Below are 25,729 nucleotides of genomic sequence, written 5' to 3'. Positions count from 1 at the left end.
CTCAGACTAATTCGTTCTGGCTGTTATTACCGTTTCTGTTACAGGCAAAATGTATCGAGTGCTATCAAGGCCTAAGGGAAATTGAAGCTTTTTAATAGTGATGGTCAACTAATAGTGATGGTCAACTTCTTCAAAGCTATGCATACATAGAACGCATACTTTTGCTTGCGTTCTCCATCCCTGGTTTGATGTTACTGGCCTGTACTGGCACGGTTTTGATGCTATCACCAATCTGGTGCCACTTGTTAAAGCCCAACAAAAAAGCCACTCCGAATGAATTGCACCCCAAAAGTTGGACACTCAACGATTAAGGGTGCAGTTCACGAAGAGTGGCTTTAATGAGCTTACCTGGCAGCTAAAATCTGGTGGCCCCTGCTGGACTTGAACCAGCGACAAAGCGATTATGAAAACGATGTACCACCATTAAAAAACAATAATTTATCTTAAAAAAAGAAAATTACCGCTCGGATGCTGCTGGATGTTACTGAATGTGTGAGTCTTAAGGGGAGAGAAAAGGGACATTTTTCCTCAATGGGTTGAGCGTAATTGCTTGCTGCAAGTGGCTTGGGGTGAAATGCGCATAACGCATGGTCATCTTAATGTCCGTATGCCCCAGTATATCTTTAAGCACCAGGATGTTTCCTCCGTTCATCATAAAGTGACTGGCAAAAGTGTGACGCAGCACGTGAGTTAGCTGGCCCGGTGGTAGCTCAATTCCTGCCCGTTCTAACGCTGAGCGAAAAGCATAATAGCAGGGCGAAAATAATGCCCCATTCTTTTTAGGTAGTTCTGCCAATAGCTTTGCATCGACAGGAATTGATCTATTTCTTTTACCCTTTGTTTTAACAAAGGTAATTTTTCCTGCTGCTACCTGAGAGCGTTTGAGGGATTCCGCTTCGCTCCAGCGTGCGCCAGTAGCCAGGCAAACTTTGACCACCATTTCTAAATCTGGCGCAGAGCTTTGGCGGCATTCAGTCAGCAGGCTATCTATCTGTTCTCGCGTCAAAAAAGCCATTTCACTTTCATCCGTGCGGAACTGGCGCACGTTCTCCAGCGGGTTGGGCGGTGACCATTCGCCCAGTCTTTTGAGTTCATTAAACACTGCTAAAAAATAAGCGTGTTCCAGGTTCATTGTACGCGGCGAAACTTTGCTAATACGCGTTGTCCTGGCGAAATGGCCATCTAACCTTTTTGCACGGTAAGCTGTAAAAAGTTGCGCAGTAAACTCACTAGCCAGCGGGTGTCCCATGCACTCGGCAGCCCAAAGCATCGCTTTTTTGCGCTTCTCTCCATCCCGCAAAATTATACCGTGCCGGTCATACCAAAAATGCATTAAATCAGACAGGCGGCGCTTAGCTTTTCCGTCACCCGGCCAGGGAGCATCCTCAATCTTTTGTCGTGAGTCATTTTCAGAGGCCAGCGCTTCACCTTTGGTGGCGAATTTTTGCGTCTTCGCTTTTCGCTGTTGCTGTTACCACGGTTAACAGCATAAAAATCGGCTATCCACTGGCCGTTATTCAGTTTTCTAACCGCCATATCATTGGATGGTCAGAATCACTCGCCCAATGACCTTGATGTCATCAATTCCACAATCAAATGCCATGCCAACGCCGCTAACGCGAACTTTCTTTACTGGGATCCGGGTTAGCGTGCGGATGCTTGCTTTGCCTTCAATTTCCACCAGCCAGGCATCGTCATAAATTTCACTGAAATCCTGCTCGATAATGTACTGGACTATCCCTTCGATAATACAGGTGGGATTGGCTGGCAGGGGCTTGCCCTGAAGGAATGAAACCTTATCCAGCATAAATGTCCCTGCTTCATACAGTTGGCCATCAACGATTTTTTGGCGCGGCATTTTTAAAATGTCTAATTCTTCATCTTCAAATTTTGTGCCTTGCCCGGTAGCCAGCCATTCCAGAGATGCTCCCGTTTCCGCTGCACACCTGACAACCATATCGGCAGGAAACGTCCCACGGCGATATCTGCCGGAAAGGCTACTTGAAGCCATATCAAAATGCTCAGCCAGTGCAAGTTTGGATGTGAAGCCATACGCCTCAACTATGCGATCCAAAACTTTTTCACTGGAATCTGCCTTTTCAAAAGGAAACTTAGGCATGGTTTTTCTCTCGCTTTTTGAGAAATGCTATTGCAATGTTTCGTTTTACGAGATAGCATTGCTTATAATGTTTCATTATACGAATTTTGATGATTTTAACCCTGTATTTACCGTACAGGATAACCGCTGGAGTTTGCCTTATGCGTCCTGATATTACAATTGTCATCCCCGAAACTTCCTTTCCCTTAGATAAGTATTGCTGCCGTACCGGAACCAACAAGGACATAGATAACCTTTTGATTAAAATGATAAAAGTAGGTGTTGGGCCTAAAGGGAGGCCAAAGAAAGGGATTATTGAAGTCACCATGGCTGCGCTAACAGTCATGACTTTAAGAGCCTGTAATATTTCGCTTAATGCGTAATTCAGCTGACTGACTTCGGTGAGACTAACTATGTTTGATTATCAACGGTCTAAACATCCTCATTTTGAAACAGACTGCCGTGCATTTGCTCAGGCTCACAACCGCGCAGAAGTGGCTAATGCTGTTGGTATGCACCCGTGGTGGCAGCGTCTGCTAAAAGTTATCGGGGGACGCTATGGCAGATAACAAAACCTGGCTGGAGCGGATCCGCAAACAGCTGGATGCCAGCCATTCTGCAGCTGCTGATTACTGGAATTCACTTTTGCCAGAATGGCGTGGCGTCGTACTGCACGCTGCATCTATCCATAACACCGGCACCTTTAAACCTTACCTGGCTAACTACAGCTGGAATGAGCTGTATGCGCATATCGGATGCCGGGGAATGACTCTGTTGCGTACCGGCATTATCCGGGCACGAAACATGCTGAATGAGTTTGGTCCGCTAGGGCGTAGTGAATTTACCCGCCGTACCGCGAGCCGCCAGGAACCTTCTCGCCCAAATATCACACCGGGACAGGAGATGGTAATTGCACCGGCATTACTGGTGCAGCTGGAACAACAGCTGGCGAACAAACAAAGCAAAAGGGAGGCAGGGCAGTGAAACAAATCTCAGTACCAACAACCGGATTGCGTGAAGACTTTAATAACTGGCGCGTGCCGGCCGATTATGTTGATGCCTTTTTAGGGAAATGCGACGGCAGGGATGGGTGTGTAACCCTGCGTCCATTCGCTTTTAACGATACGGAACATCTGACGAATCAGCGCCACTGGCTGGCAGCTAACGCTGCGTTCCGGTGCCGTGCCTGCCGTGAAGCGGAAACTGACTGTGAGCAAGCAGAAACGCTGGCATCTGTCCGGGCCGTTTTAAACCTCGCACTTTAATCCATTAACCCCTGAAATTTTGCTGGTCACCTTTACCGTGGCCGGGCTTTCTGCACCCTGGAGATAGCAAATCATGCATATGACTCGTCAGGATATACCCAAAAACTCTGCAGACGTTGACCTGTTGGCGCTGATCTTTTGGCTACAGGCAATTCGCAGTGAGTGAAATTCAGTACCCTGCTGGCCACTATCACACAGTCGATGCCTGGCGGCGTGAACATTTTGCGTCTGACGTTCCGCGTGATGTTACGCTCATCGAGCGCCGCCTGTGGCACGTAAATCCGGCAGATCACAGCTGGCGCGAAAAATATTTGCACGAAATGCCCAACTGGTTAGCCGGATATTTTGCTAACCGCTATGAGCAGCTTTTCAATAATCCCCATAATGGCCGCCGCCTCGCCAATACGTTTTTGCGCCAGACGCTTGGGCAGAACGTATTACCGCGCCTGAAGATGGTGAAGAAAAAATATACGTTACCTTCATCGGCAGCGCATGAGTTGCCATTCATTAAACAACTGGAATGTCTGCCAACGCTGGGCCACCTCAAAATTCGCGATTTGGCGTACCGCGTTGCGTCGTTCCTTTCTTATAGCCTGGTTGAATTTACTGCCGCCGTTTCCATGCCTGCTGATTCTGATGAAACGACGGTAACCATAACGGCATATCGTTATCTTGCTGAGCTGGCCGCGCTGACCGGCACTACACCCCCATACTGGGCCAGATTCCATGCTGAAGACGGTGTATTGCCACTGCGCCAGGCACAATCCGGCCTACTGCGTATGATGGCCCCAGAGTGGTGGCGTGGACGCCTGAAAAGGATGCGTGACCTGCAGCGGGAGCATATGGCCATCGCTGTAGGGCAGGTACAGAAATCAGCATCGGCGTATGTTTCACGCAGTACGCTGGGCGAATGGGTAGAGCAGAAAAAACGTAACCGGGAGTTTTTCAAACGCTTTGACCTGATAAACGATGAAGGTTACCGCATTGCGTTGGAAGAGGTGGTGAACCACAGCAACGCTAATCCGGCAATACGCCGTTGTGAACTGATGGTACGTATGCGTGGCTTCGAGGATATTGCCAGCGAAACCGGCTGCGTGGGGGATTTTTACACCATCACCGCCCCATCAAAATATCATGCCGTTCACAGCAGAGGCGGCTTTGTTTCACAGTGGAACGGGGCCAGCCCGGGCGATACACAGCGCTATCTGTGCAAGGTCTGGTCTAAAATCCGTGCCAGGCTTTCTCGTGAAGATATGCACGTTTTCGGCTTTCGTGTCGTTGAGCCACACCATGACGGGACGCCACACTGGCATATGCTGCTGTTTATGCGCCCGGAGCATCTCGAGCGCGTGCGCGAAATTATTCGTGATTATGCGTATCAGGAAGACAGCGACGAGCTCACCACCGACAAGGCCCGCAAAGCCCGCTTTCATGCCGAAGCCATCGATCCGGCCAAGGGCAGCGCTACGGCCTACATCGCCAAGTACATTTCAAAGAACATCGACGGCTATGCGCTGGATGGCGAAATAGATGACGAAACCGGGGAGAGCCTGCGTGATATGGCCAAAGCCGTTTGCGCGTGGGCGTCCCGCTGGCGCATCCGCCAGTTTCAGCAGATCGGCGGCGCACCTGTTACTGTCTGGCGTGAGCTGCGCCGACTGCGTGATAAGCAGCTGCCTGACCCGAAGATGGACGCCGTGCTGGCCGCTGCGGATACCGGCTGCTGGGCATCCTATACGCAGGCGCAGGGTGGCCCGCTGGTATCCCGTGAAGATCTGGTGATCCGCCTTTGCTATGAAATCACTGAGCAGGGCAACGAGTACGCGGAGGACGTGCAGCGCATTCAGGGTATCTATTCACCGCAAATCCGTGGCTCTGAAATTCCCACGCGGCTGGTTAAGTGGGAAAAGGTCGCCAAAGCCGAAGCGTCAGCGGAGGCAGGTTTTTCTGGCGGCTCTGCCGCCCCTTGGAGTTCTGTCAATAACTGTACGCACGCGCAGCGTCACCGTTTGACGGGGGCATTGCAAAGACGAGGAGTCGCCGGTTCGGACAGAGATATTGCCGTGCTGATGCGCGGAGGTAGACTGTTAATAAGCGGTCGTAACTATCTTATTTACCGCAACGGGCGATTAACGGAAAGGATAAGTTGCACCATTAACGCGCGATACAGCTGTGATGAAGAGCAAGGCTCGCTAATATAAGCAGGAAAAATATTCCCCCGCTTGAGTAAATATGTATACTGTATTAATATACAGTACATGATGGAGGTTGCACATGCCGGATATGTTCCAGGAAGTGATAGTGGCTCAGCGGATGGAGTTGCTGCTGAAGCTTATTAACAAAGCGGGTTGCGATAATGAAAAAGAAATGGCGCTGGCCTTTGAATGGCTTTTTGAATTGATGGTGGACCATACGGAATCTTTAGCTTATAAAGAAGTTCATTCCTCTGTCGCTGGAACTTAGGCTTGTTTTTTCAAAAGCTCCATTAATTTTTGCCGGTCGTCATTATCAATATTTGACACCAGGCTTTTCAGCATATCATCTTTGTTTTTGGCGCTTGGGCTGATCGTATGGGAAAAGGTGACATTCATGACGAATGTATGGCCGCATTCATAATCAGTACAGGCGCAGTAAAGATCGGATAATTCCCGATGGTGACGAACTGTTTTTTTAATTATTGATTTTTCGCCGCAGGCAGGACATTCGATTCGCATAACGCGCATGATTTTTCTCCCTAATTAAGATAGCGTTATTTTACCCTGTTGCTGGCTATTATTCACTAATTCTCTGCTTATGATAAAAATAAAATGACATAAATTTTCTTGCTTGAGAGCGCTGAAAAAGGTTTTTCACTTTCTGCGTTGGCAGCCTGTTTTGGCAGTCTGCGCATCGTTCAGTGTCTTACTTATAGAAATGGCAGTGGTCTTATTCTGCCGGAAAAGATCATCGGTAGTCGGTTCTCCGGGTCTGGATAAATGACCATCCAGAGATTTATTCGCCAAGTTAATCAAGTGGTTGTTTATATTAGAGCATCAGTCAGGCGTATGCGGCCATCCATCCACGGCGTTAGCGGCGTCTCAGGTTTGCCGCCAGCGCTGCGACAAACCTCACGTGGCGCGTTCGGCGCTGAGGAAGCTCAGTAGCCACCCGTAATAAACCTGTTTTATATTCTTCACTCTCCCCGGGTAGAAATTTATATCAGCATGACCTCTTCCCATGCATCAATCTATATCAGCACAATCCCTTTCCGCTATAGCGTGCGATGTTTTATCACGCTGGCGCTTAATGTGACCGTTTTTATAAGAACTTTTATCGATGTTGCGTCATCGCTTTTTGTAATGCGGAGCAATTTATCCGTTTCATTCCCCTTTCGCTATAAAGCCATACCAATGATATCTTTCCTCGCACAGCTCCAGGGTGCGATTTTTATCATCGAAATAAGATTTCTTCATCACGAATGGTCATCGGGATATTTTATTTTCGGCATTCTTCGGTAATGCGTCATATCCGAATCGCGCTGGATGCGGTGCGGTAGGAAATTAGCGATACTACACATGCAGCAGGAAAGGAGGCCGTAATAGCTGTTCGCGCCGCCCGATAACTCTCATTTCCTTACATTAAGGGAAAGAAGCGGGCGACTACCTGAACAGGCGATAAGGAATATCTATCGCTGCGGAAATAAGCTTAGCCAAATGGCGCTGGCAACGAAGACATGAAATATCTGAACTTGCTATAGCCAATGAATAAAAGCTGAGCTGAAAAAAGCGGTAATAAGGATGACCTGGTTCATTAACCAAATTAATTGAGGCAGGCGCAGGGATGCCATTTTACAGAGCATTTGTACTCAGTTAACGCCAGGAGGATTGAATGAGCCCGTTGGAAAGCCTGACGGCCTTTATCACCGATGCGCTGTCGGCAAGCCTGATGGAAGGCTTCAGTAGCCGGATGGAAAGCATGAAACCGATCGCCGCACAGCGCGACATGGGATTGGGACAGTATCGGCTCGCCATTATCCGCTATGACGTCACGCTGAGCTGGGCACGTTTTCCGTACCGGGAACAGGATCCGAAACTTCTGATGGCTCTGCTTCTGGCCTGGCTAAATCAGGAAGATCGCAGCCTGTATGAGGAGATCGGCATCGATACGGAGCTGCCCGTTTTCACCGTTTCCATGAACGACGACGGTACCGCGGCCATCGTGGCAAAGCTTCCGCTAGTGGAAGCGTTGGATTTGGCGCCGGACGGAAAGGGGCCGATTCCTTTCGATGGTCAGCGCTGGAGGCTGGAGGACGCGCAGATATGGATCGCGGAAGAGGCAGAAGTGACGTCGTCGGTCAGGCCGTAATACCCAGCGTGGCAGGGGAAGAAACAGCAGGAATTTCAGGGAAAACGGGCGTAGCCATACGGCGGTTTTCCTGAAAATCAGGGAAGTTTTAACAAGGCGTCTGTCCGTCGGCAGCAGCTGACGGCGCAGACTGGGATGTTGATGTAGGAGATGTAAAGGAAAAATTATGACGTGGCCTTCTGTACAGATTAACCAGATTAATCAGCTTCAGGGCGAAACTGATGAAATTGAGCGCGTTCTGCTGTTTGTCGGAACTGGCGGTAAAAACGCCGGGAAAGTATTGCCTGTCAACACGCAAACCGATTTTAACGCCCTGCTCGGCGAGGGCGACAGCACGCTGAAAAGCATGCTGAACGCGGCGATGCTTAACGCCGGGCAAAACTGGAGCGCCTATGTGCGCGTGTTAGGCACCACCGAAACCGGCGATGGCGACAATAAAACTGTGGAAACGGAATCCTGGGCGCAGGCCGTTCGTGACGCGCAGACCGTTGCCTCCGTGGAAGGGGTAGTGCTGACCGACGCTATTGCGAATAAAGCCGCGATCAACGAAGCCGCCGTGCTGCGTGACGAGCTGCTTGCTAAGTTTGGCCGCCGCGTCTGGTTCATCCTGGCGGTGCAGGAGCCGCAGCAGGGCGAAGCCTGGGCGGATTACGTAGAGCGTCTATCGGCGCTACAGGAAAGCATCGCCGCGTCATCGGTGCAGCTGGTGCCGCGCCTGTTCGGCAATGAGCCGGGCGTGCTGGCCGGTCGACTCTGTAATCGTGCGGTCACCATCGCCGATAGTCCTTGTCGCGTGGCGACGGGTGCGCTACAGGCGCTGGGCCGCGACGATCTGCCAGTCGACGGCAACGGCACGGTATTGGATCTGGCGACGCTGCAAGCGCTGGAGGCGAAACGTTACAGCGTGCCGATGTGGTATCCCGACTATGACGGCTTTTACTGGGCCGACGGTCGCACGCTGGATGTGGAAGGCGGCGACTATCAGGTGATCGAGTATGTGCGCATCGTCGATAAAGTCGCGCGTCGCGTCAGGCTGCAGGCTATCGCGAAGATCGGCGATCGTTCACTGAACAGCACGCCAGGCAGCATCGCCGCGCATCAGTCGCTGTTCGCCAAAACGCTGCGCGAAATGGCGCGCGCCGGGCAGATTAACGGCGTCACCTTCTCTGGCGAAGTCAAACCGCCGCAGGATGACGATGTGACCATCAGCTGGCAGTCGAAAGAAAAAGTCGCGATTTATATCGTGGTGCGTCCTTATGAATGTCCAAAAGGCATCACTGTCAGCCTGCTGCTTGATGCCAGCCTTACGGAGAGCAATTAACCATGGCGAAAAGAATTTCCGGTCAGTCCGTTGACGTCCGTTTCGATGGCGACCTTATCCATATGGAGAAAATCTCCCTGGATATTACCGACAACACCGCCGCCGCGCAGTCTCGCGGCGTGCCGGACGGTTGGGTGTCGGGCGATGTCTCCGCCGAGGGTGAAGTGGAGCTGAGCAGCAAAGCGTTTCAGCAGCTGACGGCGGTGGCGCGCCGTGCCGGCAGCTGGCGCGGTATCGAACCGGTCGACATCATGTTCTACGGCAGCGCGGGTAATGAAGAGCTGAAAATCGAAGCGTTCGGCTGCAAGTTCTCAGTCAGCAACCTGCTTGACAACGATCCTAAAGGCGGCGCGGTGCTGACCCATAAGATCAAGTTTGTAGTGACCAGCCCTGATTTTGTGCGCATCAACGGCATTCCTTATCTGTCCGACGATGACGTGCGCGACCTGATCGGATAAACGCATGATGCAGGAGCATGAAAAGAGCTTTTATATGCTGGTGCTGATGGGAGGCGTAATCGCCTTGGGGAAACTTTTGGCAGAGGGCGGCCCGATTACCTCGCGGGTGGTCTTCGGTCGCGTGATCCTGGGCAGCGCGCTGACCGTCGCGGCGGGAGCGGTGCTCTATTTCGTGCCGGAGCTGCCGATGCTGGCGGTGCTGGGCATTGGTTCGGCGATGGGCATCGCCGGCCAGCAGGGCGTTGAAGTCTGGCTGCGCCGCCGCATCGGCATCACGAAAGGGAATGACCAATGACCTTAAGCGAAAAACAGGCGCGCTTTGCAGTGATGAGCGCGCAGTTGATCCTCTGGGCACAGGCGCACGGCTACTGCCTGACCTACGGTGAGGCGTACCGCACACCGCAGCAGGCGGCACTGAATGCGAAAAGTGGCGCAGGCATCAGCAACAGCCTGCATACGCAGCGGCTGGCGGTCGACTTTAATCTGCTGGTAAACGGGGAGTACAAGACCCGCACGGAAGATTATCTGCCGCTGGGCGAATACTGGGAGTCGCTGGGAGGCAGCTGGGGCGGGCGCTTTGTCTCAAACCCGGACGGCAATCACTTCAGCCTGGAGCATAACGGGGTGCGCTGATGCGTTATCTGTGGCCGCTCGCCGTCATCGCCGCATTCGCTGCTGGCTGGAAAATATCTGGCTGGCAGCGCGACAGTACGGCGCTGGTGATTGAACAGGCGGCGCAGCGTGCCGGAAATAACGCGCTGCAGCAAATGCAAAACGCCTCCGGCCGGAATGCCAGAGCATTGGAAGAAAAGCTGGAGGCGTTGAAAAATGCCACGCCAAAAACGATCCATACCGAGATCGTTAAGCCGGTATTTACTCACGTGTGCGTGTCTGATGATTTTATCCGGATGTACAACGCCACTGCAGAAAATACCGAACGTGCCTTATCAGGAAAACCTGAAAACAAAATGTCCGGTAAATATCCCGCGCCTTAACGGCGCAACCGGAAAAGTATTAGCAGAGCAGTTAATTAACTGGATGCAGCTCTATTCAGAATGCGCCGCGCGCCATAACGCGCTGGTAGATGAAATTAATCAACGTAAAGGAATATAACATGGCTAAAGCTGTACAAATCAAAATGAACGTGGCGGGCAAAGAACTGGTATTTGAGCCTAATACCATCGCCTATAATAAATTTATCAATGAAATGTCGATGGACAATAAAATTTCTCCTGCAAACAACTACCTGCGCCGCATTGTTACCGTCGAATGCAAAGAGGTGCTGGACGAACTGCTGGAGATGCCTGGTGCGGCGCTGCAAATTGTGGATGTAGTGAACACGCAATATGTACCCAAGCTGGAAATTGATTTAAAAAACTGACGGCGCGGGTACGCGCTATTGAGAATAACGGGCTGGAGCAATATCTGATATTACGGCGTCATTATTTGCCCCATGAAAATGACGATCCGGAAAATCTGGCCCGTGCCATATGGCTTGATAATCGTCACTGGGAAAATCAACGCGTCGCCGTGGCAAACGGAATTGCGTTGGCATTTAAAGGCGAGTAACGAAACAGATGGATTTGACATTAAGCCTGATTGAAAAAATAACGAGATCTTTTAAAAAGTCTCAGGAAGCGTTAGTGGTGTTTAAGGACAAAGGCCGAGAGGCCTTTTCCCAAATTAAAAACGGCGTTGACGACCTGAAGGGACTCGGCAGCGGTCTCCAGAGCGCGCTGGCACCGGCGATCCAGATGTTTAACGCGATGGAGGACGCCTCGACGCACGGCGTCAGCAACAACGCGCTGGCGCTGATATCGCAGCAGGCGCTGGATTTCTCCATGAAATACGGTACCGCCGCCGATGAGTATGTGAAGTCGTCGGCGCAGATCCGCACCGCAATCGACGGGCTGGACGACGGCGGGCTGGCGAAAGTGACTAACGTCGCCAGTTTAATGAATAAGGCGCTGGGTGCTACAACGGAAGAGACCACTAATTTCTATCGGCAGATGTTCAGCAATTTTCGCGCTGAGGCTGACATCGTCGGTCATGCACAGTTTGCCGAGCAGCTGGCCGGAAAAATGGCCTATATGCGCGGAGCTTTCGACGTCGGGCTGAATGACATCACCGCGATGATGAAGGGCGCGCAAAGCGCAGGAAGCAACTTTGGCATCAGCCTTAACGAGCAACTGGCGGTGATAGGTGATCTCTACTCTTCGCTGGGCGCAGGATCGGGCAGCGCCTATCAGGACTTTTTATCCAACGCGGCGAAGGGGGCGGAAAAGCTGGGACTCTCGTTTACCGATGCCAACGGCAGCCTGCTGTCGATGCCACAGATGCTGCAAGCGCTGCAGGATAAATATGGCGCGTCCATCGACGGCAATCTGAAAGCGCAGTTAGAGCTGGATGCGGCGTTCGGCAGCGGCGCAGGCGTCATAAAGCAGCTTTATGGGCATGTCGACGCGCTACAGGGACATATTAATGCGCTGGGCAGCAGCAAGGGAATGGCGCAGCTGCAGAGTATGGCGGAGAAACTGACCAGCCCCTGGGAGCGTTTATCTGCGATCTGGAATGTGATTAGCATCGCGGTGGGACTGACGATGCTGCCGGTGCTTTATCAACTTCTGAATACGCTGGTGGACAGCGGGCAGCAGATGGCTGACTGGATGAAAATGTTCCCGATTATCGCTCAGTTGGTGGGCTATGCAGCGCTGGCTGTGACGGCGTTTATGGCGGTCGGCTCGGCGGTGAATATCGTGATGGGTGCCGGTCGGCTGGTCATACTGGGTGTTCAGGCCGCCTGGTGGGCGTTGACCGCCGTCACCAAAATCTACACCGGCGCGATATGGCTGGCGCAGAAAGCGATGATGATATGGAACGTGACGTTACGTGCTATACGCGGCGTGCTGCTGGCGGTGCGCATCGCCGCCGTGCTGGCCGGCGTGTCGATCAACTTTATGTCGTGGCCTATCCTGCTGATCATCGGCGCTGTCGCTCTGCTGGCTGCGGGTTTTTACCTGCTGATCACCCACTGGAACGACATCAAAGCTGCGGTAATGAACACTTCCGCGTTCCAGTATCTGATGAGCTACATCAGCTACCTCGGTAATGTATTCACGACCATCTGGAGCGGTATTGCCGCTGGCTGGCAGTGGTTGTGTCAGCAGTTTCAGGGCGTTTCACCGCTGCAGGGCCTGACGGATATCGCCTCCAGCATCGGCACCTTGTTCAGCAAACTGTGGGACACGATAAAGAATACGTTTAGCAGCACTTACAACTGGATCGTAGACAAGCTCAACGTGCTGCCCGGCATCAATATTAAGGCGACGGCGATCCCGAATAGCCCGCCGCCGTCACCTCCGCCGCCGCCGCCAACAGCGCTGACGGGCGGACAGGTAGCCAGCGTCGGTAGCGGTGGGGGAATAAACCCTAACAACAGCTATCCAGGCGTAACGGACAACAGCAGACATATCGGCAGCGTGACCATTTATGTAAATAACGGCATGACGCCGGGGCAGCTAAGGGAATGGCAGGAGCTACAGGCATGACGGAGCCACTGTATATCGATTTACTGATCACCGAAGGTGATTTCACGCTCAACGCCGGCGCGGAGCCGGTGCTGTGCAATAACCGCGTGAGCATTGGGCAGGACATTGTTCACGCACTGATTGAAAGCGGGCTGGCTACGCGGCTGGTCGCCGAGCGCAGCCCGGTGTTGCGCGCCGATGTTATCACGCAAATGGTGCTGCTGGTGGAGGACGATGAACGCATTATTCCGGGCACGGTTTCGATTACCGAAGAATCGCCCACAAGATTATGGATCACGGCTGAGACCTGGGATTTTGGCCGCATTTCGCTGGGAGTGGATATATGACTGAGCGTCCTGTCGTCGATTTTGAAAAAGTGCTGGCCGACAACGGCATGCCGGTGACCGAAGCGGCGATCGCCGCAGAGTTTCAGGCGGTAGTGAAGGCCGAAGGGCTGATTACCAACACCTCGCGCATGTCGCCGTTCTGGCGATTGATCTCGACCACCGTCACCACGCCGGTGCTGTGGATCAAAGAGGCGCTGGTGAATGGTGTGCTGGCCAACACCTTTGTTGCCACCGCCAGCGGACAAATGCTGCGGCTACTGGCATGGGGCGTCAACCTGACGGCCAAGCCCGCGGTAAAAGCCAGCGGTGCGATCCGTTTTTACAAAACAGATGCGAAGCAGGCGGTAACGGTGAACGCCGGCACGCTGATTCAGACGGAGCGCATCAATGGCGTGGTTTACGTGCTGAGCGTGACGGCGGACACCACTATCCCGGCGGGTGCGGCTGACGCGCTGGTTCCCGTCGAGGCGGAGCACGCGGGCGGCGCCTGGAACCTGGCTCCGGGCTATTACCGTATTTTGCCGGTTGCCGTGGCGGGCATCTCTCATGCCGTTAATGAGGACGACTGGCTGCTGTCCCCGGGCGCTGACGAGGAATCGGATAATGAACTGCGCGAGCGCATCCGCAATCAGTTCAATCTGACCGGCAACTACCATACCGATGCGGTATACCGCTCGATGATCGCCGCCGTCGCCGGACTGAGTATCGACCGCATTTACTTCAGGCATGACGCGCCGCGCGGTCCCGGCACCGCTAATGCTTACATTTTGCTCGACAGCGGCGAGGCGTCGCAGCCGTTTGTCGAGGCGGTGAACCGCTACATCAACGATGAGGGCCACCACGGTCACGGCGATGATATGCAGTGCTTCGCTATGCCAGAAACGCTGCATGACCTGACCATCACGGCTTACGTAGTTAACCCGGATAACCTGAGCGATGACGAACGGCGTGCGCTTGCCGGTGGCATTGAAAATCTGGTGCGCAGCGCCTTCCGCGAGAATGGTGACTATGACGTTACGCGCACCTGGCCGCACAGTCGCTTCTCCTTCTCCCGTCTGGGGCAAGAGTTGCACGCTGCGTTCCCGGGTATCGATTCGCTAGCGTTCTCGCTACCGGACATCATCAGTGAACTGAACGTGCCGCGTCTGAAATCGCTGACGGTGGAGATTAAAGATGCCTGACTTTCAGAAACTGACGCTGCCCTCCTGGATGGACAAGGGCGAGCCGGCCAAACTGCTGCGCGCCTGCACGACGTTCTGGCAGCGCGTGTTGAACTGGGCGAACTGGCCGCTGAAGCAGCTCAACCCACTGACCTGCGCGGAGCCGCTGCTTAATCTGCTGGCCTATGAGCGCGATATTACGCGTTTCAACGGCGAGCCGTTGAGCCTGTATCGCAAACGCGTGGCTTACGCCTTCGTCAATGCGCGCGACGCGGGCTCGGTGGCCGGATTTATCAGCATTTTCGAACGGCTGGGTATCGGCTATGTGGAGCTGCTGGAGCGGCAGGAGGGCATCGACTGGGACGTTATCCTGGTTCGCGTCACAGATAACCAGGTTTCATCAAACGCCCAGCTGCTGCTGGAAATCATCAGGCAGTACGGGCGAACCTGTCGCCGTTACCAGTTTGAGGTGATGACGGTAGACGGGCTGGCGCTGCGGGCGGGCTGGAATCAGGGAGAGTACGTCTGCTATCCAGCAAGGCTGGCTGAAGCGGACGTTAGCACGGTATTTGGGGCAAAAATTTAAGGACAAAGAATGAGTCAGACAGTAATCACAACAGCATTTGAGCAGTGGAAAGCGCAGCAGGCCGTTAATGGCGGGGCGGTGGCGCTGGATGAGTTTGTTTTCGCCAACGTGCCGGACCTTGATACCGATGCGCCGATTGACCGCGCTGAAGGTCTGCCGGATAAGGCGCAGATTGTGCATCGTCAGGCGGTTAGCCGCACGGGCGTAGTGAATGAAAATGCCGTGGTCTATTCAGTGGTATTGGGCGCGGAAACCGGTGATTTCTCTTTTAACTGGATCGGTCTGATGAACAAGGCCAGCGGCACGCTGGCGATGATTGTTCATGCTCCGCTGCAGCAGAAGATCAAAACCACGGCGGGACAGCAGGGCAACGTACTGACGCGTTCGTTTCTGATGGAGTTCAACGGCGCGCAGACGGAGACGGCAATCAGTATGCCCGCCGAGACGTGGCAGATCGATTTCACTGCACGCATGATGGGCATGGACGAACGCCAGCGGCTGGAGAATATCGATATTTACGGCCCCGGAGCCTTTTTCGGCAACGGCTGGCTGGTGGGCAAAACCGGCACGCAGTATTTCGTGACCAAAGGCGCGGGGTATGTGGCGGGCCTGCGGGCGGAGCTGGCGACGAACCAGAATATTACCGTTACCACCAAGCCGGTTAAAGTCTGGCTGGATGTCTGCTGGCGCGGCACGCTGACCAGTGCATGGACGGTTGAGCAAAAAGTCACGGTAGCCGCCAGCCTGTCAGACTATGAGCAGAACGGTGTTAAGCATTATGTTTTTGCGCTGGCCAGTATTGACGAAAATGGCGTTATCACTGACCTGCGGCCTAAAGGGGCACTGTCTGAGCAGCAAGCCAGCAGTGATTACATGCGCAAGGATAAAAACCTGCAGGACGTGGCTAATATTCCCGCAGCACGTAAGGTGCTGGACGTATACAGCAAAGCTGAAGCTGTACCGGCAACGCGCAAAATTAACGGCAAGGCATTAAGTGGTGATATTACCATTTCGGCCACTGATGCGGCTGCAATTCCTGACGGCGGCAATCTCGGCACAATTAATATCAATACTCTAACCGGTACTAAATTCGGCCGGTACGTACAGCCAGTCAGTGCTAACGCAACGGAGGCTAACGGCTATCCGCCGCAGGCAGGCGTCGCCGGTGCGCTGGATGTTATTCAGAATGCTGCAAATGGTTTTGAAGGCTGTACGCAAGAATTCCGGCCGTATAATTCTAATGTGTGCTATCGCCGCTTTTACAATGCTGCTAATAAAAGCTGGTCAGCGTGGCTGTTTGATATAAGCAGTGCAGGAGGGCAGGTTACTGGAGAATTAATGATAAATAACCCAGGGCTGGCACTGAGGTTAATAGCGCCAAAAGGTCGTGGAGTATATATACAGGCGAGAGATACGGATAATAACCCGCGATGGTATATTGGGGCAGGATCTGACAATAATGATGGATGTGCATTTCAGAATTATAAATACGATACAAATATCGTTTTAAGTAGCGTTATTACCTGTAACAAATCGGTAAATATTTCGGGTGCTGTAACACCTACTTCATATGTGAATTTTGATGCCCGCTATCAGGCGAAAGGCAATTATACACCCGCAGGCCAGGCATATACAAAAGCCGAAAGCGACGCGCGTTATAACTTAAAAAACAGTATCAGTATCAAAACCGCGAGTCGGCTTGTAACAAAGGACAGCACTACTGGTGTGATGGAGGTTGTTATGAGTGGCATAAGCGTTGGGAATAGGGTAAATGCCAATGTAACTTTCCCAGTGGCTTTCCCAAATGCTTGTGCAGGTGTAGTAATTTCTTATAACGGCGCAGGGCATGGAAATGATTCAGATTCAGCTATCTATGTTCCTTCATATAGCAAAACTGGATGTATTTTATATGCAAATAATGCAAACGGTATTTTTACGCTAATAGCTAAGGGGTACTGATGAATAATTATTTATACAGCGCTACTACAGGTGGTTTTTATCTAAAAGAGATGATCGATGTTTATAAAGATTCAGGCGATGGCTTACCTGATGATGTGATTGAAATCACAAGTGAAGACCAGCAAAAATTAATGGACGGTCAGAGTGAAGGAAAAGTTATTGTAGCAGATGATAATGGCTATCCTGTTTTGCGTGAACGTCCTGCGCCAACCCGCGAAGAAGAAGAAAAGGTTGCTCAGTTGGAAAAGGTGAACTCTATGAAGGTCGCGACAGACATCATAAATACGCTGCAGGATGCAGTAGAACTCGGCATGGCTACCGATGACGAGGCCGCTCTACTGACAGCTTGGAAAAAATACCGCGTGATGTTAAACCGGGTCGATACCAGCACAGCGCCAGATATCGAGTGGCCAGAGGCACCGGACGATGTGGCGTAAGGCAAAGATAGCTTTTACGGATGAAATGGCCGCGCTGAGCTGCTCAATCGTTCCGGCGCATCCGTGGATTTATGGGCTGGGCCAGTCTGCTGAAACCGGCGTTTACCTCAGTCCGCAGAACGCCGTAAATTATCTGGCCGGTAAGCTGTCCGGCCAGGCAGACTCTGCTGATGTGGTTGTTTTCATGGTGAGCGCTGATACGCAGTCGGAGTTTATGAGCAATCTGGATGCGCTGACTTCCGTGTTTCCGGTCCCGGCATTTACGCAGGTCAGGCGACAGGCCCAGGCGGCGGCGGAGCTGGCCGTTACGCGGATGCAGATCCCGGCAAAGGCGGCAAACGAACTGCCCGCCGCGCAGCCGCTGTCTGTATCAACCAGCCGTCAGGCGTTGAACGCAGCTCGGATTACAGCGGCGAAAGCAGAAGCGGGCGCGGGGGCCAGTCTGGCAGGCATGGCTGATGCGCTGACCAGCTTCAGCAAGGCTCGGGATACGGCGCTGGCCAGCATTAATGAAGCCCTGAACGAACTGAAAGGTAAAAGCGCGGATGCATGGGTTTTTACCGGCACCGGCAGTCTCAACACAACAGCCTCGGAGATGCTGCGGGATATTCCAGCGACATCCTCTGTTTACTGCGTGGCGATGATGTTCGTGGGTGAACTGGACGCATTAAGGACGATGATTTATGACGCAGATAATTACGCTGGCGCTTGATGGCGAAGCGGTGCCGCTCAAAGATATGAAAGTTACGGTTACCATGCAGTATCAGGAAAAAGACCAGTCCGGGCAGTCATCCAGCACCGCCCGTTCCGAGCAGGGCATCAAAGCGAAAGAGCTGCGTATCAGCGGGCTGGTGCCGTTCAGCAAGCCTGAAGTGCTGAGCCGGATTTTTGAGCTGGGGTCCGCGACCACTGACAGCGGAAAACTGAAGGTCTACCGTGTGGCTAATATGACTGCCACCGCCGTTAATCTTCGTGAGGCGACTTTCAGCGGCCAGATCGAAGCACCCCAGCAGGACGGGAAAATGGCCTGGACGGTTTCTTTCACGCTGCGCGAATACGTCAGCGTGCCGGAGAAAAAACAGGCCCGCGCCAACAGCAAACAGACGGCAAAGGCCCAGGGTCAAAACGGCAAGGCACAGGTAATCGACGGCGAAGGGGAAAAAGAGCGGACCTCATGGTTTGAGCGCAAGGTACTGCAGCCTATTGATATCGCATTAGGCAACACGGGGGACAGCGATGCGGTCAGTTAAACGTCTCTTTTTATCGATGGACGAAGTGCATCTTGCAGACCTGCAGCTGGTGCTGGAGCTGAGCGCCTGTGGGCGTGGCTTTATTACCGCGCAGACTGAAACGGACTATACCGGCAAGGTAGTGCGCATCGACGTCGGGTATTCCGACCAGCTGTACCGCTGGTTTACCGGTTATGTGGAACGAACGCAGCCGGCAGAAAACGGCTGTCAGCGCCTGTTTGTGCGTGAACTGGTCGGTATCTTTGACAAGCCGTGGCCGTGCAGCTTCCAGCATCCCACGCTGCGTACCATTACCGACTGGCTGACGGAGCAAAGCGGGCTGACCTTTACCCTGGCGGATGATGCTGCGTATGCCGATAAACCGATCCCGCATTTTACGCACAGCGGAACCGGCTACCAGCTGCTGGCCGCATTAGGTCCGTCGTTCGGCATTGATGACTGTATCTGGTATCAGTTGCCCGGTGGCGACGTATTTGTGGGCAGCGCAGCGCACGGCATGTTTGCCGGTAAGCCGGTGACCATCCCTGCCGAGTTCAGCCAGGGTGTGGCGGCAGGTGATTCTGTGACGCTGCCGCTGGTGCCGTCCCTGCGTCCGGGCGTGGAGGTGAACGAAAAACGCGTGCGCCAGATCCGTCTGCATAATGATGAAATGACGCTGACGTGGGAAACTGTTGCCAGACCGTTTGAGATAAAAAGCCCGCTGGTCAGGCAGATTGAAAGCGCGTACCCGGAGTTGGCCAGCGGTCAGCATTTGCCGAAATTTGCCCGCGTTGAAGCGCCAGCGGAGAACGTGGCCAGCGGTAATATTGCCGATCCCTTTCGTCCGCGCTATGCCGTGGATTTGCAACTGCTAGATGCAGACGGCAAGCCCGCAGCTAATACGCCAGTTTATCCCGCTGTGCCGCTGCCAGTGCCGATGGCCGGTAATGAATCCGGCATGTTTCAGTTTCCGCCACCTGGAACGCTGGTTGAAGTGGCGTTTACGGACGGTCGCCCGGATAAGCCCTTTATCCGTCAGACGCTGGCGCAGGGGAACAGTCTGCCGGACATAAAGCCCGGCGAGCAGCTGCAACAGCAGCGTGAGGGCGTCTCACAACGCGTCACCGTCGCGGGGGACTGGGAGCGGCAGACAGACCAGACTATTCGTGAATTATCCATGAGCCGGGTTATCACCGCCGATGATGAAACCCGCATGCTGGTCGCACGTGAAACCACGGTTCAGGCTACGGATAAAACCACGGTACTGGGAACGGCCAGCCTGATGGCCGGGGCTGTCCAGCATATAGCCAGCGGGGATTATGCGCTGGCCAGCGGTGGTAATCTGGTGACCACTATTGCGAAGGATGCCAGCTTGCAGGCAGGCGGAAGCCTGACGGAAAAAATTGCGCAGCTGCGGCAGAGCATTGCAGGCACACGACAGGAGGTTATTGCGCCGGTGGTGTGGGTTGGCAGTCAGTCCATCAACGTTATGCAGCTGATGCTGGACACGCTGGACATAATCCAGCAGCTGGCGCAGCAGACGGCCAGCCATACGCACAGCGGCACGGGAGCGCCGCAGAACGCCAGCGCCATCAGCGCTACCGGCACCAGTGCCGCAGGACTCCAGACGAAATATAAACCCGTTATTGGGTAAGCTTGCCAATAATCAAATCGCTTTTCATCATGCCCGCATTGCGCGGGCTTTTTTATGCCCGTAAAACGTAGCCAGCGCTTCTGTGCGGGGCGCTTTTGCTTACAGGCGGCACGGCGTGGCATTAAATGGGTCGTATCGCTGTGGAATCACCAGCGCAGCGGCAGCGCCACGAAATCACGAAGGAGGTGACGAAAATGGCACTACACCGCACCCGCCTGCGGTTTTCGTGTTGAAAAGTTATTTCAGTTTTCTTTTTTTACAAACCATACTGCCAGTTCGCGTCGTAACCAGGCTTCCGCGTAAAAACCGCAACTGAAAAGGTTTTTTTCAGTAAACCCGATCGAGCGAGGAGTACAGTGATGATTAAATTAATGATAAATCAATGAAAATATTCTGGGTGAATCTAAAGCATGTTTCTAACAGCGCTGGAAATTTGTAACATTATTGGCAGAGCGCGGCCTAAGCGCGTAGGATAAACTGAAGTTCGTTGTATGGCTTTAATGTTTTTATATGGTGTTGTCAAGATTCTTCTTTATAAGCGCAGAGTGAATTTTGCAGCAGAAGATTATCGAACTCTTAGAGTTGTTGAATATATTTGTAATACGTTATTATTAACTTTAACGAAGTCTTATTTAGAAATGACAAATCACAAAATGATAGCCGAAAAATATTGTTCAAAATGCAATAAAAAAAGGAGTCTGTTGGAAAGGGTGACAGATACAGATCGAGATATGTGCGAAACCTGTTATCGAGTGTTTGTTAATGATATTAAAGAAAAATCTGATAAGGGCAATCATAGGTTTAAACAATGACGGAAATGGTTGACGCTTCTATTATTATCCCTGCCTATAATGCGCAGGAACACATCAAAACTGTCCTTGATTCCCTTCTTAAAGAAACTTCAAACAGTTTTGAAATTATCGTCGTGAATGATGGTTCTACTGATGATACGGCTGCTGTTCTTGCAACGTTTAACGATTCTCGTCTAAGGGTAATAACTCAAGAAAACATGGGGGTATATGCAGCCCGTAACGCGGCATTGTCGGTACATCGTGGCCGCTGGGTAATGTTTCTTGATGCCGATGATTCAGTTTCTCCTGATTTTATTGCTAACCGACTGAGGATCGCTGAACAGTCGGGAGCAGACGTTGTAATATTTAATGCTCTTCGCTCAGGAGGAGATATTACTAAAGCCAGGGCTGTTCATACCAGACAACCTTATAATACTATCATCAGTGGGACTTACTGGATTAATCACTCAGTTGATTGCCGGGAATGGCCACACTATCTCTGGCTGCAGACAATCAGCTCTGAGTTTATCCGCAAACATGGCCTGAAGTTTCAGACCGGCAGAAGCCATAAAGATATCCTTTGGACAGCAGAATTAGCAACTCACGGCGGCAGTTTCCTAATCCGTCCGGAGAAAGATTACATATATCATTTTAATCCTGCCTCTATAACAAATCGTAATGATTATCATGACTTCAGGGCAATAAGTTATATCGACGTAGTCTCATCTTTCCTTGAACTAGCCAACCGGCCTGAGAATCAAACAGTCAAATCAGCATTGATTCGGCATAGCCTCAACGAGTGCCGCCATTTTTTTGGCTTGTATAAACGTAAAGTACTAGACAGAAAAGGTCTGAAAGAACAGTTTCGAAAACGCATATCGCTACTGACCATAGCGCAAGGTATACGTACTCCTCGTGATTTGTTTTTCTTTCTTAAGTTGGCTCGGCAGCTATTAATCTCAATATAAAACAGCTAGTTAAACACCGAACAGCATAAGATTGTTTTAGTACATAGCTAAACTTGAATAGTAACATTTGACATTTTGGGAGGGCAGAAAGAGGCGATTGGCTTTGGAACAAAAAAGCCACTCCGGAGAGTGGCTCTAACCAGCTTATTTAACAGCTAAAATCTGGTGGCCCCTGCTGGACTTGAACCAGCGACCAAGCGATTATGAGTCCCAATCTGAGGCGAATAAAATCAGTAACTTACTGATTTTTAAGTTTTCCTGAAGCCGAATAGTGATAGAAAGCACCAAATAGCGTTGCGCTCTGCTGCCACTTTGCTGCCAATTATCAGCATCAGTAGAAAATCTCACTAAAATGATAAGTACAATATTAAAGCAGTATTAAAGTTATACATATGTTTAAACACTAATTTTAGTATCTCCAGTTTTAACAAGTTTCTTTAATGTAATGCTTAATGTTTTTTTAATTGGTTATAAAAGGTACCATAATAATGGTTATAGCTAAATGGTTATTGTATTCACTTAGCTATAATTTATGTTAACTTAACATTGAATTGACGAGATTTGAAAACTGTTCAGCAATTATCGGGTCAAAGGGTTCTTTTCTACTTGTAGCTTCCTGTGCCTCATCAAATGTATTAGCTTGAATTTTGTCGAGCTCAAAATACTTTTTGGTAAATTCTCCTTTTGCGCTTCCGGGCACGACTTGATAATAAACAATTTTTCGTCTATTAACTTGAGCCACCAAATATACTAAGTTATCATTCCAATTGTCAATGTTGGGGTGAATAAACTTATAATGATCGGTTTGATAGTAATTTTCAGATGCTTTGAAAGCTTCAAACTCTCCCTCAATAAAAGAAACGTCCTCACCTTTAATTCTCATATTGCATCTTTTGCAAGATACTGCCAAATTCATCATCTCAAACATTTCTGACTTAATTTTAGATTTTGGAATGATATGCTCTATGTCAAGTACCATATTAAATTCATCGTCAATGTTACGAGAACAATAACAACAACATTCCTGCTGATTTTGCCTAAGGTGATTTTTTATTTTTCTTTTAAGATCACTAAGAGACTCATCACTCCAGAATGTATGGCCGTGCTCAATAGCGTTTGCCATCAAGACTTTTTCCTCTTCTAAGAATGATATATTATTCATTATTCAAACCCTTTCTTAATGGCAACTTTTGAAATTAAATCACCAACACCTTTAAGGAATTTTTTTTGAGCAAAGTCATTTGACATGCCTTGAAATTCTGCAAGGCGTTCTCTTGCTGTTTTTAATGATATTTCACCGCCGGTAAATTCATCAATAATATCTACGCATCGATTTGATAAGGCCCTGTTCTTAGGCGTCAGCGTGTCAAAATAATCAATATATAACTCTTCAGCATTATCATTAAATGATTCAACTCTGGTGAAAAAGTCATTTTCTCTCTTAAAAATTGCCACTTCATTGTTTTCTGAAACAGAAGATATAATAAGAGGTGAGTGTGTTGCTACAACAACTTTACATCCATTATATCCAATGGCTCCCTTAAGAAGATCGAAATACTCCCTTTGCCATTGAGGGTGCAAGCTATTCTCAGGTTCATCGATAAAAATAAATGAGCGGTCATTTGCACAAAAAGCAATATGTACAAGTAATGCTATAAAAGATAGTTCTCCTGAACTTGCAAAGCTTAATGGAAATGACTTACCACCTTTGCTCAAAAAAACATCTATTCCAGAGATAATATTTGCCTTTTTCAAAAGCCGTTCGAACTTTAGTAAAAGTAAATAAGAGTCGAAATTACCTTCATAAAATACATTGCTTTGATTATTTAGCCAAACTAAAGCGCTGTAACCATAATTTATCTGATGAATAGCTTTGTCTATGGCCATTTTAAGCTCATCTGGTATTTCTTCATCGCTGTTATCAAAGAAAATGGGATAGTAATCGCCTGCTGAGTTTTTATTATATCTTATTGCATCTTTGAATTTTTTCTTAAATTTTACTGAAATTCCAACTCTCTGTTCATATCCTATATGATCTAAAACTGAAAATATGCTATTGACTTTATTTTTACTTTCAGTGGAAAGAGTTTTTTTGATCGCTTGAGCAGGGAAATTCCTACCGAGTTTACTACCAATATAGTTATAGTTTAGGCTTTTTTGATGCGCTTGAAATTTATCAAAGAGTGTATTTGAAACTGCAATTGTGGTGTAACCTGAATCGTGAAACTCTTCAGCTAAGTTGTGGAGTAGTCTGCTTTTCCCACTTCCATTTTTCCCTACTAAAATAAAATAATCTTTTGAGGAATTTATAATGCCTCTAGAATTTAACATTTTTTTCCTTAGTAATTTTGTTAACCATCTTTTCCGATGAATCGAGGGTTCGTTATTTTCTGAAGTTTGATTTTCTATTATAAAACCTATTTATAATCAAATTAAAGAGTTAATGCTTATAGGAGTTATAATGTTTATTTTGTTATCTATGTGACGAGATTAACTGAAAAATAGATTAACTATAATTTGAAGGTGGTTGTTATCTGTTAGCTCACATTTCATATTAATTATACCTCCATAAAATTTAAAGGGTTAAGTAACATTGCCTCTGACAAATGGTCCGGAGCAAAGTGTGCGTACCGCATAGTAACCTTTATATCTGTATGCCCTAATATTCGCTGAAGCACAAGGATATTGCCTCCGTTCATCATGAAATGAGATGCGAAAGTGTGACGTAGTACATGCGTTAGCTGCCCTGCAGGTGTTTCGATGCCGGCGCGCTGCATGGCCTTTCTAAAGGCTGAATAGCATGGTGTAAAGAGCGGCTGCGCCTTTCTGCTTGAGGGTAGTTCTGCCTGCAATTTTTCTGCTATCGGCACGGCCCTATTTTTCTTGCCCTTAGTTTTTACGTAGATGATCTGACCGGTGCGGATTTGGTTTCCCTTCAAGCCTTCGGCCTCACTCCATCGTGCTCCCGTCGCCAGACAGATTTTCACTATAGTAGATAGATCTTTAGATCGGCTTTTCTCACATTCGGCGAGAAGGGTTCTGATTTCCTCAATGGTAAGATACGCCATCTCCGATTCGCTGATTTTGAACTCGCGCACGTTCTCAAGCGGATTAGGTGCAGTCCATTCATCCAGGCGGCGCAACTCGTTGAACATGGCTCTGAAGTAAGCCAATTCGAGGTTTACCGTGCGGGGCGTAACCGTCTTTACTCTGCTTGAACGCGTAATCTTGCCGCTTAACCGCTGTTCCCGATAAGCAGCAAAGATTTTAGCGTTGAATTCGATAGCAAGCGGATTGCCCATTGCCTCACAGGCGAACGCCATCGTTGTTCGCCGCTTCTCACCATCGGCTAAAGTAATTCCATGCGTATTGAACCATAGCTCGACCAGATCAATTACTCGCCGCTTATCCGTCTTTTCTCCCAGCCACGGCTTATCCTGAGACTGTTCTTTAATAAACTTCTCAAAAGATAATGCTTCACCTTTCGTTGCAAACTGGCGGCGGATTCTTTTGCCGTCTCGGCCATTCGGGAAGACCTGTGCCTGCCATTTGCCGTTGGATAGTTTGCTAACAGCCATGTTTTGC

Annotated in this window: 30 protein-coding genes, 1 tRNA gene and 2 pseudogenes; 26 read left to right on the top strand and 7 right to left on the bottom strand. The window is 50.3% G+C overall.

Translation table 11 applies throughout. From position 1 onward, the window contains the following. Positions 1-499: 499 nt before the first annotated feature. Together ACQE3Y_RS13105 and ACQE3Y_RS13100 are read right to left on the bottom strand one after the other, a co-directional pair. Positions 500-1,536 (bottom strand): annotated as a pseudogene (locus ACQE3Y_RS13105) (phage integrase). 1 nt (position 1,537) lies between these two features. Next, positions 1,538-2,119 carry a phage repressor protein CI gene (locus ACQE3Y_RS13100; RefSeq protein WP_426973349.1) on the bottom strand — a complete coding sequence of 194 codons (582 nt, stop codon included), beginning with the start codon at positions 2,117-2,119 and terminating at the stop codon, positions 1,538-1,540. A gap of 140 nt (positions 2,120-2,259) precedes the next feature. Here ACQE3Y_RS13100 and ACQE3Y_RS13095 point away from each other — a divergent pair, with 140 nt between their 5' ends. The 6 genes and pseudogenes from ACQE3Y_RS13095 to ACQE3Y_RS13070 all read left to right on the top strand — a co-directional run bounded on the left by ACQE3Y_RS13095 (position 2,260) and on the right by ACQE3Y_RS13070 (position 5,826). Beyond that, on the top strand, positions 2,260-2,481 hold the full coding sequence (locus tag ACQE3Y_RS13095; protein WP_426973351.1) for a regulator: 222 nt from the start codon (positions 2,260-2,262) through the stop codon (positions 2,479-2,481). Between the two features lie 30 nt (positions 2,482-2,511). Continuing rightward, a pseudogene (locus ACQE3Y_RS13090) lies at positions 2,512-2,616 on the top strand (phage regulatory CII family protein); the annotation flags it as partial. 40 nt (positions 2,617-2,656) lie between these two features. Beyond that, on the top strand, positions 2,657-3,082 hold the full coding sequence (locus tag ACQE3Y_RS13085) for a hypothetical protein (RefSeq protein WP_426973353.1): 426 nt from the start codon (positions 2,657-2,659) through the stop codon (positions 3,080-3,082). After that, complete coding sequence (locus ACQE3Y_RS13080) at positions 3,079-3,363, top strand: hypothetical protein (RefSeq protein ID WP_426981847.1); 285 nt, start codon at positions 3,079-3,081, stop codon at positions 3,361-3,363. Before ACQE3Y_RS13085 ends, ACQE3Y_RS13080 begins: the two co-directional genes overlap by 4 nt. A gap of 158 nt (positions 3,364-3,521) precedes the next feature. Next, complete coding sequence (locus ACQE3Y_RS13075) at positions 3,522-5,564, top strand: replication endonuclease (protein ID WP_426973356.1); 2,043 nt, start codon at positions 3,522-3,524, stop codon at positions 5,562-5,564. Between the two features lie 73 nt (positions 5,565-5,637). Beyond that, positions 5,638-5,826 (top strand): hypothetical protein, encoded by a 189-nt coding sequence (locus tag ACQE3Y_RS13070; protein ID WP_426973357.1) that lies wholly within the window; start codon positions 5,638-5,640, stop codon positions 5,824-5,826. On the opposite strand, the gene ACQE3Y_RS13065 is transcribed toward ACQE3Y_RS13070, so the two are convergent. Beyond that, positions 5,823-6,086: an ogr/Delta-like zinc finger family protein gene (locus ACQE3Y_RS13065; RefSeq protein WP_426973358.1), complete on the bottom strand. Its 264-nt coding sequence runs from the start codon at positions 6,084-6,086 to the stop codon at positions 5,823-5,825. The genes ACQE3Y_RS13070 and ACQE3Y_RS13065 overlap by 4 nt on opposite strands. 1,144 nt (positions 6,087-7,230) lie before the next feature. Between ACQE3Y_RS13065 and ACQE3Y_RS13060 the strand changes: the two genes are divergently transcribed. The 20 genes from ACQE3Y_RS13060 (at position 7,231) to ACQE3Y_RS12965 (ending at position 22,144) form a co-directional block, all read left to right on the top strand. Continuing rightward, positions 7,231-7,707: a phage tail protein gene (locus tag ACQE3Y_RS13060; RefSeq protein ID WP_426973359.1), complete on the top strand. Its 477-nt coding sequence runs from the start codon at positions 7,231-7,233 to the stop codon at positions 7,705-7,707. Positions 7,708-7,873: 166 nt separating this feature from the next. Continuing rightward, the gene (locus ACQE3Y_RS13055) at positions 7,874-9,028 is read left to right on the top strand and encodes a DUF2586 domain-containing protein (RefSeq protein ID WP_426981846.1); all 1,155 of its coding nucleotides are present in this window, start codon (positions 7,874-7,876) and stop codon (positions 9,026-9,028) included. A 2-nt stretch (positions 9,029-9,030) separates the two neighbouring features. Further along, positions 9,031-9,486, top strand: coding sequence for a phage protein (locus tag ACQE3Y_RS13050; protein WP_426973362.1), 456 nt, complete (start codon positions 9,031-9,033; stop codon positions 9,484-9,486). 4 nt (positions 9,487-9,490) lie between these two features. Then, positions 9,491-9,781 (top strand): holin, encoded by a 291-nt coding sequence (locus ACQE3Y_RS13045; RefSeq protein ID WP_426973363.1) that lies wholly within the window; start codon positions 9,491-9,493, stop codon positions 9,779-9,781. Then, complete coding sequence (locus tag ACQE3Y_RS13040) at positions 9,778-10,119, top strand: M15 family metallopeptidase (protein ID WP_426973365.1); 342 nt, start codon at positions 9,778-9,780, stop codon at positions 10,117-10,119. Before ACQE3Y_RS13045 ends, ACQE3Y_RS13040 begins: the two co-directional genes overlap by 4 nt. Further along, complete coding sequence (locus ACQE3Y_RS13035; protein ID WP_426981845.1) at positions 10,119-10,481, top strand: hypothetical protein; 363 nt, start codon at positions 10,119-10,121, stop codon at positions 10,479-10,481. Before ACQE3Y_RS13040 ends, ACQE3Y_RS13035 begins: the two co-directional genes overlap by 1 nt. After that, positions 10,426-10,599: a hypothetical protein gene (locus tag ACQE3Y_RS13030; RefSeq protein ID WP_426973368.1), complete on the top strand. Its 174-nt coding sequence runs from the start codon at positions 10,426-10,428 to the stop codon at positions 10,597-10,599. Before ACQE3Y_RS13035 ends, ACQE3Y_RS13030 begins: the two co-directional genes overlap by 56 nt. Position 10,600: 1 nt before the next feature. Continuing rightward, entirely contained in the window at positions 10,601-10,867 is a 267-nt protein-coding gene (locus tag ACQE3Y_RS13025) for a putative phage tail assembly chaperone (protein ID WP_426973369.1), read from the top strand. After that, positions 10,864-11,055 (top strand): DUF6890 family protein, encoded by a 192-nt coding sequence (locus ACQE3Y_RS13020; protein WP_426981941.1) that lies wholly within the window; start codon positions 10,864-10,866, stop codon positions 11,053-11,055. The genes ACQE3Y_RS13025 and ACQE3Y_RS13020 overlap by 4 nt, the downstream gene beginning before the upstream one ends. A gap of 74 nt (positions 11,056-11,129) precedes the next feature. Beyond that, positions 11,130-13,034 (top strand): phage tail tape measure protein, encoded by a 1,905-nt coding sequence (locus ACQE3Y_RS13015; RefSeq protein WP_426973370.1) that lies wholly within the window; start codon positions 11,130-11,132, stop codon positions 13,032-13,034. Further along, entirely contained in the window at positions 13,031-13,360 is a 330-nt protein-coding gene (locus ACQE3Y_RS13010; RefSeq protein WP_426973371.1) for a DUF2590 family protein, read from the top strand. The genes ACQE3Y_RS13015 and ACQE3Y_RS13010 overlap by 4 nt, the downstream gene beginning before the upstream one ends. After that, complete coding sequence (locus ACQE3Y_RS13005) at positions 13,357-14,541, top strand: baseplate J/gp47 family protein (RefSeq protein WP_426973373.1); 1,185 nt, start codon at positions 13,357-13,359, stop codon at positions 14,539-14,541. Before ACQE3Y_RS13010 ends, ACQE3Y_RS13005 begins: the two co-directional genes overlap by 4 nt. After that, on the top strand, positions 14,534-15,106 hold the full coding sequence (locus ACQE3Y_RS13000) for a phage tail protein (RefSeq protein WP_426973374.1): 573 nt from the start codon (positions 14,534-14,536) through the stop codon (positions 15,104-15,106). Before ACQE3Y_RS13005 ends, ACQE3Y_RS13000 begins: the two co-directional genes overlap by 8 nt. Positions 15,107-15,115: 9 nt before the next feature. Further along, entirely contained in the window at positions 15,116-17,065 is a 1,950-nt protein-coding gene (locus ACQE3Y_RS12995) for a phage tail protein (RefSeq protein ID WP_426981844.1), read from the top strand. Next, positions 17,065-17,502, top strand: a complete 438-nt coding sequence (locus ACQE3Y_RS12990; protein WP_426973376.1) for a tail fiber assembly protein — start codon at positions 17,065-17,067, stop codon at positions 17,500-17,502. Before ACQE3Y_RS12995 ends, ACQE3Y_RS12990 begins: the two co-directional genes overlap by 1 nt. Further along, positions 17,492-18,214 (top strand): hypothetical protein, encoded by a 723-nt coding sequence (locus ACQE3Y_RS12985; RefSeq protein ID WP_426973378.1) that lies wholly within the window; start codon positions 17,492-17,494, stop codon positions 18,212-18,214. Before ACQE3Y_RS12990 ends, ACQE3Y_RS12985 begins: the two co-directional genes overlap by 11 nt. Next, positions 18,186-18,752, top strand: coding sequence for a hypothetical protein (locus tag ACQE3Y_RS12980; protein ID WP_426973379.1), 567 nt, complete (start codon positions 18,186-18,188; stop codon positions 18,750-18,752). The genes ACQE3Y_RS12985 and ACQE3Y_RS12980 overlap by 29 nt, the downstream gene beginning before the upstream one ends. Next, the gene (locus tag ACQE3Y_RS12975; protein WP_426973381.1) at positions 18,739-20,385 is read left to right on the top strand and encodes a hypothetical protein; all 1,647 of its coding nucleotides are present in this window, start codon (positions 18,739-18,741) and stop codon (positions 20,383-20,385) included. The genes ACQE3Y_RS12980 and ACQE3Y_RS12975 overlap by 14 nt, the downstream gene beginning before the upstream one ends. A 491-nt stretch (positions 20,386-20,876) precedes the next feature. Continuing rightward, positions 20,877-21,197, top strand: a complete 321-nt coding sequence (locus ACQE3Y_RS12970; protein ID WP_426973382.1) for a hypothetical protein — start codon at positions 20,877-20,879, stop codon at positions 21,195-21,197. Further along, positions 21,194-22,144: a glycosyltransferase gene (locus tag ACQE3Y_RS12965; protein WP_426973384.1), complete on the top strand. Its 951-nt coding sequence runs from the start codon at positions 21,194-21,196 to the stop codon at positions 22,142-22,144. The genes ACQE3Y_RS12970 and ACQE3Y_RS12965 overlap by 4 nt, the downstream gene beginning before the upstream one ends. A 163-nt stretch (positions 22,145-22,307) precedes the next feature. Here ACQE3Y_RS12965 and ACQE3Y_RS12960 read toward each other — a convergent pair. The 4 genes from ACQE3Y_RS12960 to ACQE3Y_RS12945 all read right to left on the bottom strand — a co-directional run bounded on the left by ACQE3Y_RS12960 (position 22,308) and on the right by ACQE3Y_RS12945 (position 25,722). Continuing rightward, positions 22,308-22,392, bottom strand: a tRNA-Ile gene (locus ACQE3Y_RS12960). Between the two features lie 287 nt (positions 22,393-22,679). After that, the gene (locus ACQE3Y_RS12955; protein ID WP_426981843.1) at positions 22,680-23,306 is read right to left on the bottom strand and encodes an HNH endonuclease; all 627 of its coding nucleotides are present in this window, start codon (positions 23,304-23,306) and stop codon (positions 22,680-22,682) included. Next, positions 23,306-24,475, bottom strand: a complete 1,170-nt coding sequence (locus ACQE3Y_RS12950) for an AAA family ATPase (RefSeq protein ID WP_426981842.1) — start codon at positions 24,473-24,475, stop codon at positions 23,306-23,308. The genes ACQE3Y_RS12955 and ACQE3Y_RS12950 overlap by 1 nt, the downstream gene beginning before the upstream one ends. Positions 24,476-24,702: 227 nt before the next feature. Then, positions 24,703-25,722, bottom strand: coding sequence for a phage integrase (locus ACQE3Y_RS12945; RefSeq protein WP_426981841.1), 1,020 nt, complete (start codon positions 25,720-25,722; stop codon positions 24,703-24,705). Positions 25,723-25,729: the final 7 nt, after the last annotated feature.

Origin of the sequence: Pantoea sp. FN0305, assembly GCF_050113845.1 — a bacterium.
In the GTDB taxonomy this organism is placed as follows: domain Bacteria; phylum Pseudomonadota; class Gammaproteobacteria; order Enterobacterales; family Enterobacteriaceae; genus Mixta; species Mixta alhagi.
Note: the sequence above shows the minus strand (reverse complement) of the source record. Positions and strands in the feature narration are given on the sequence as shown.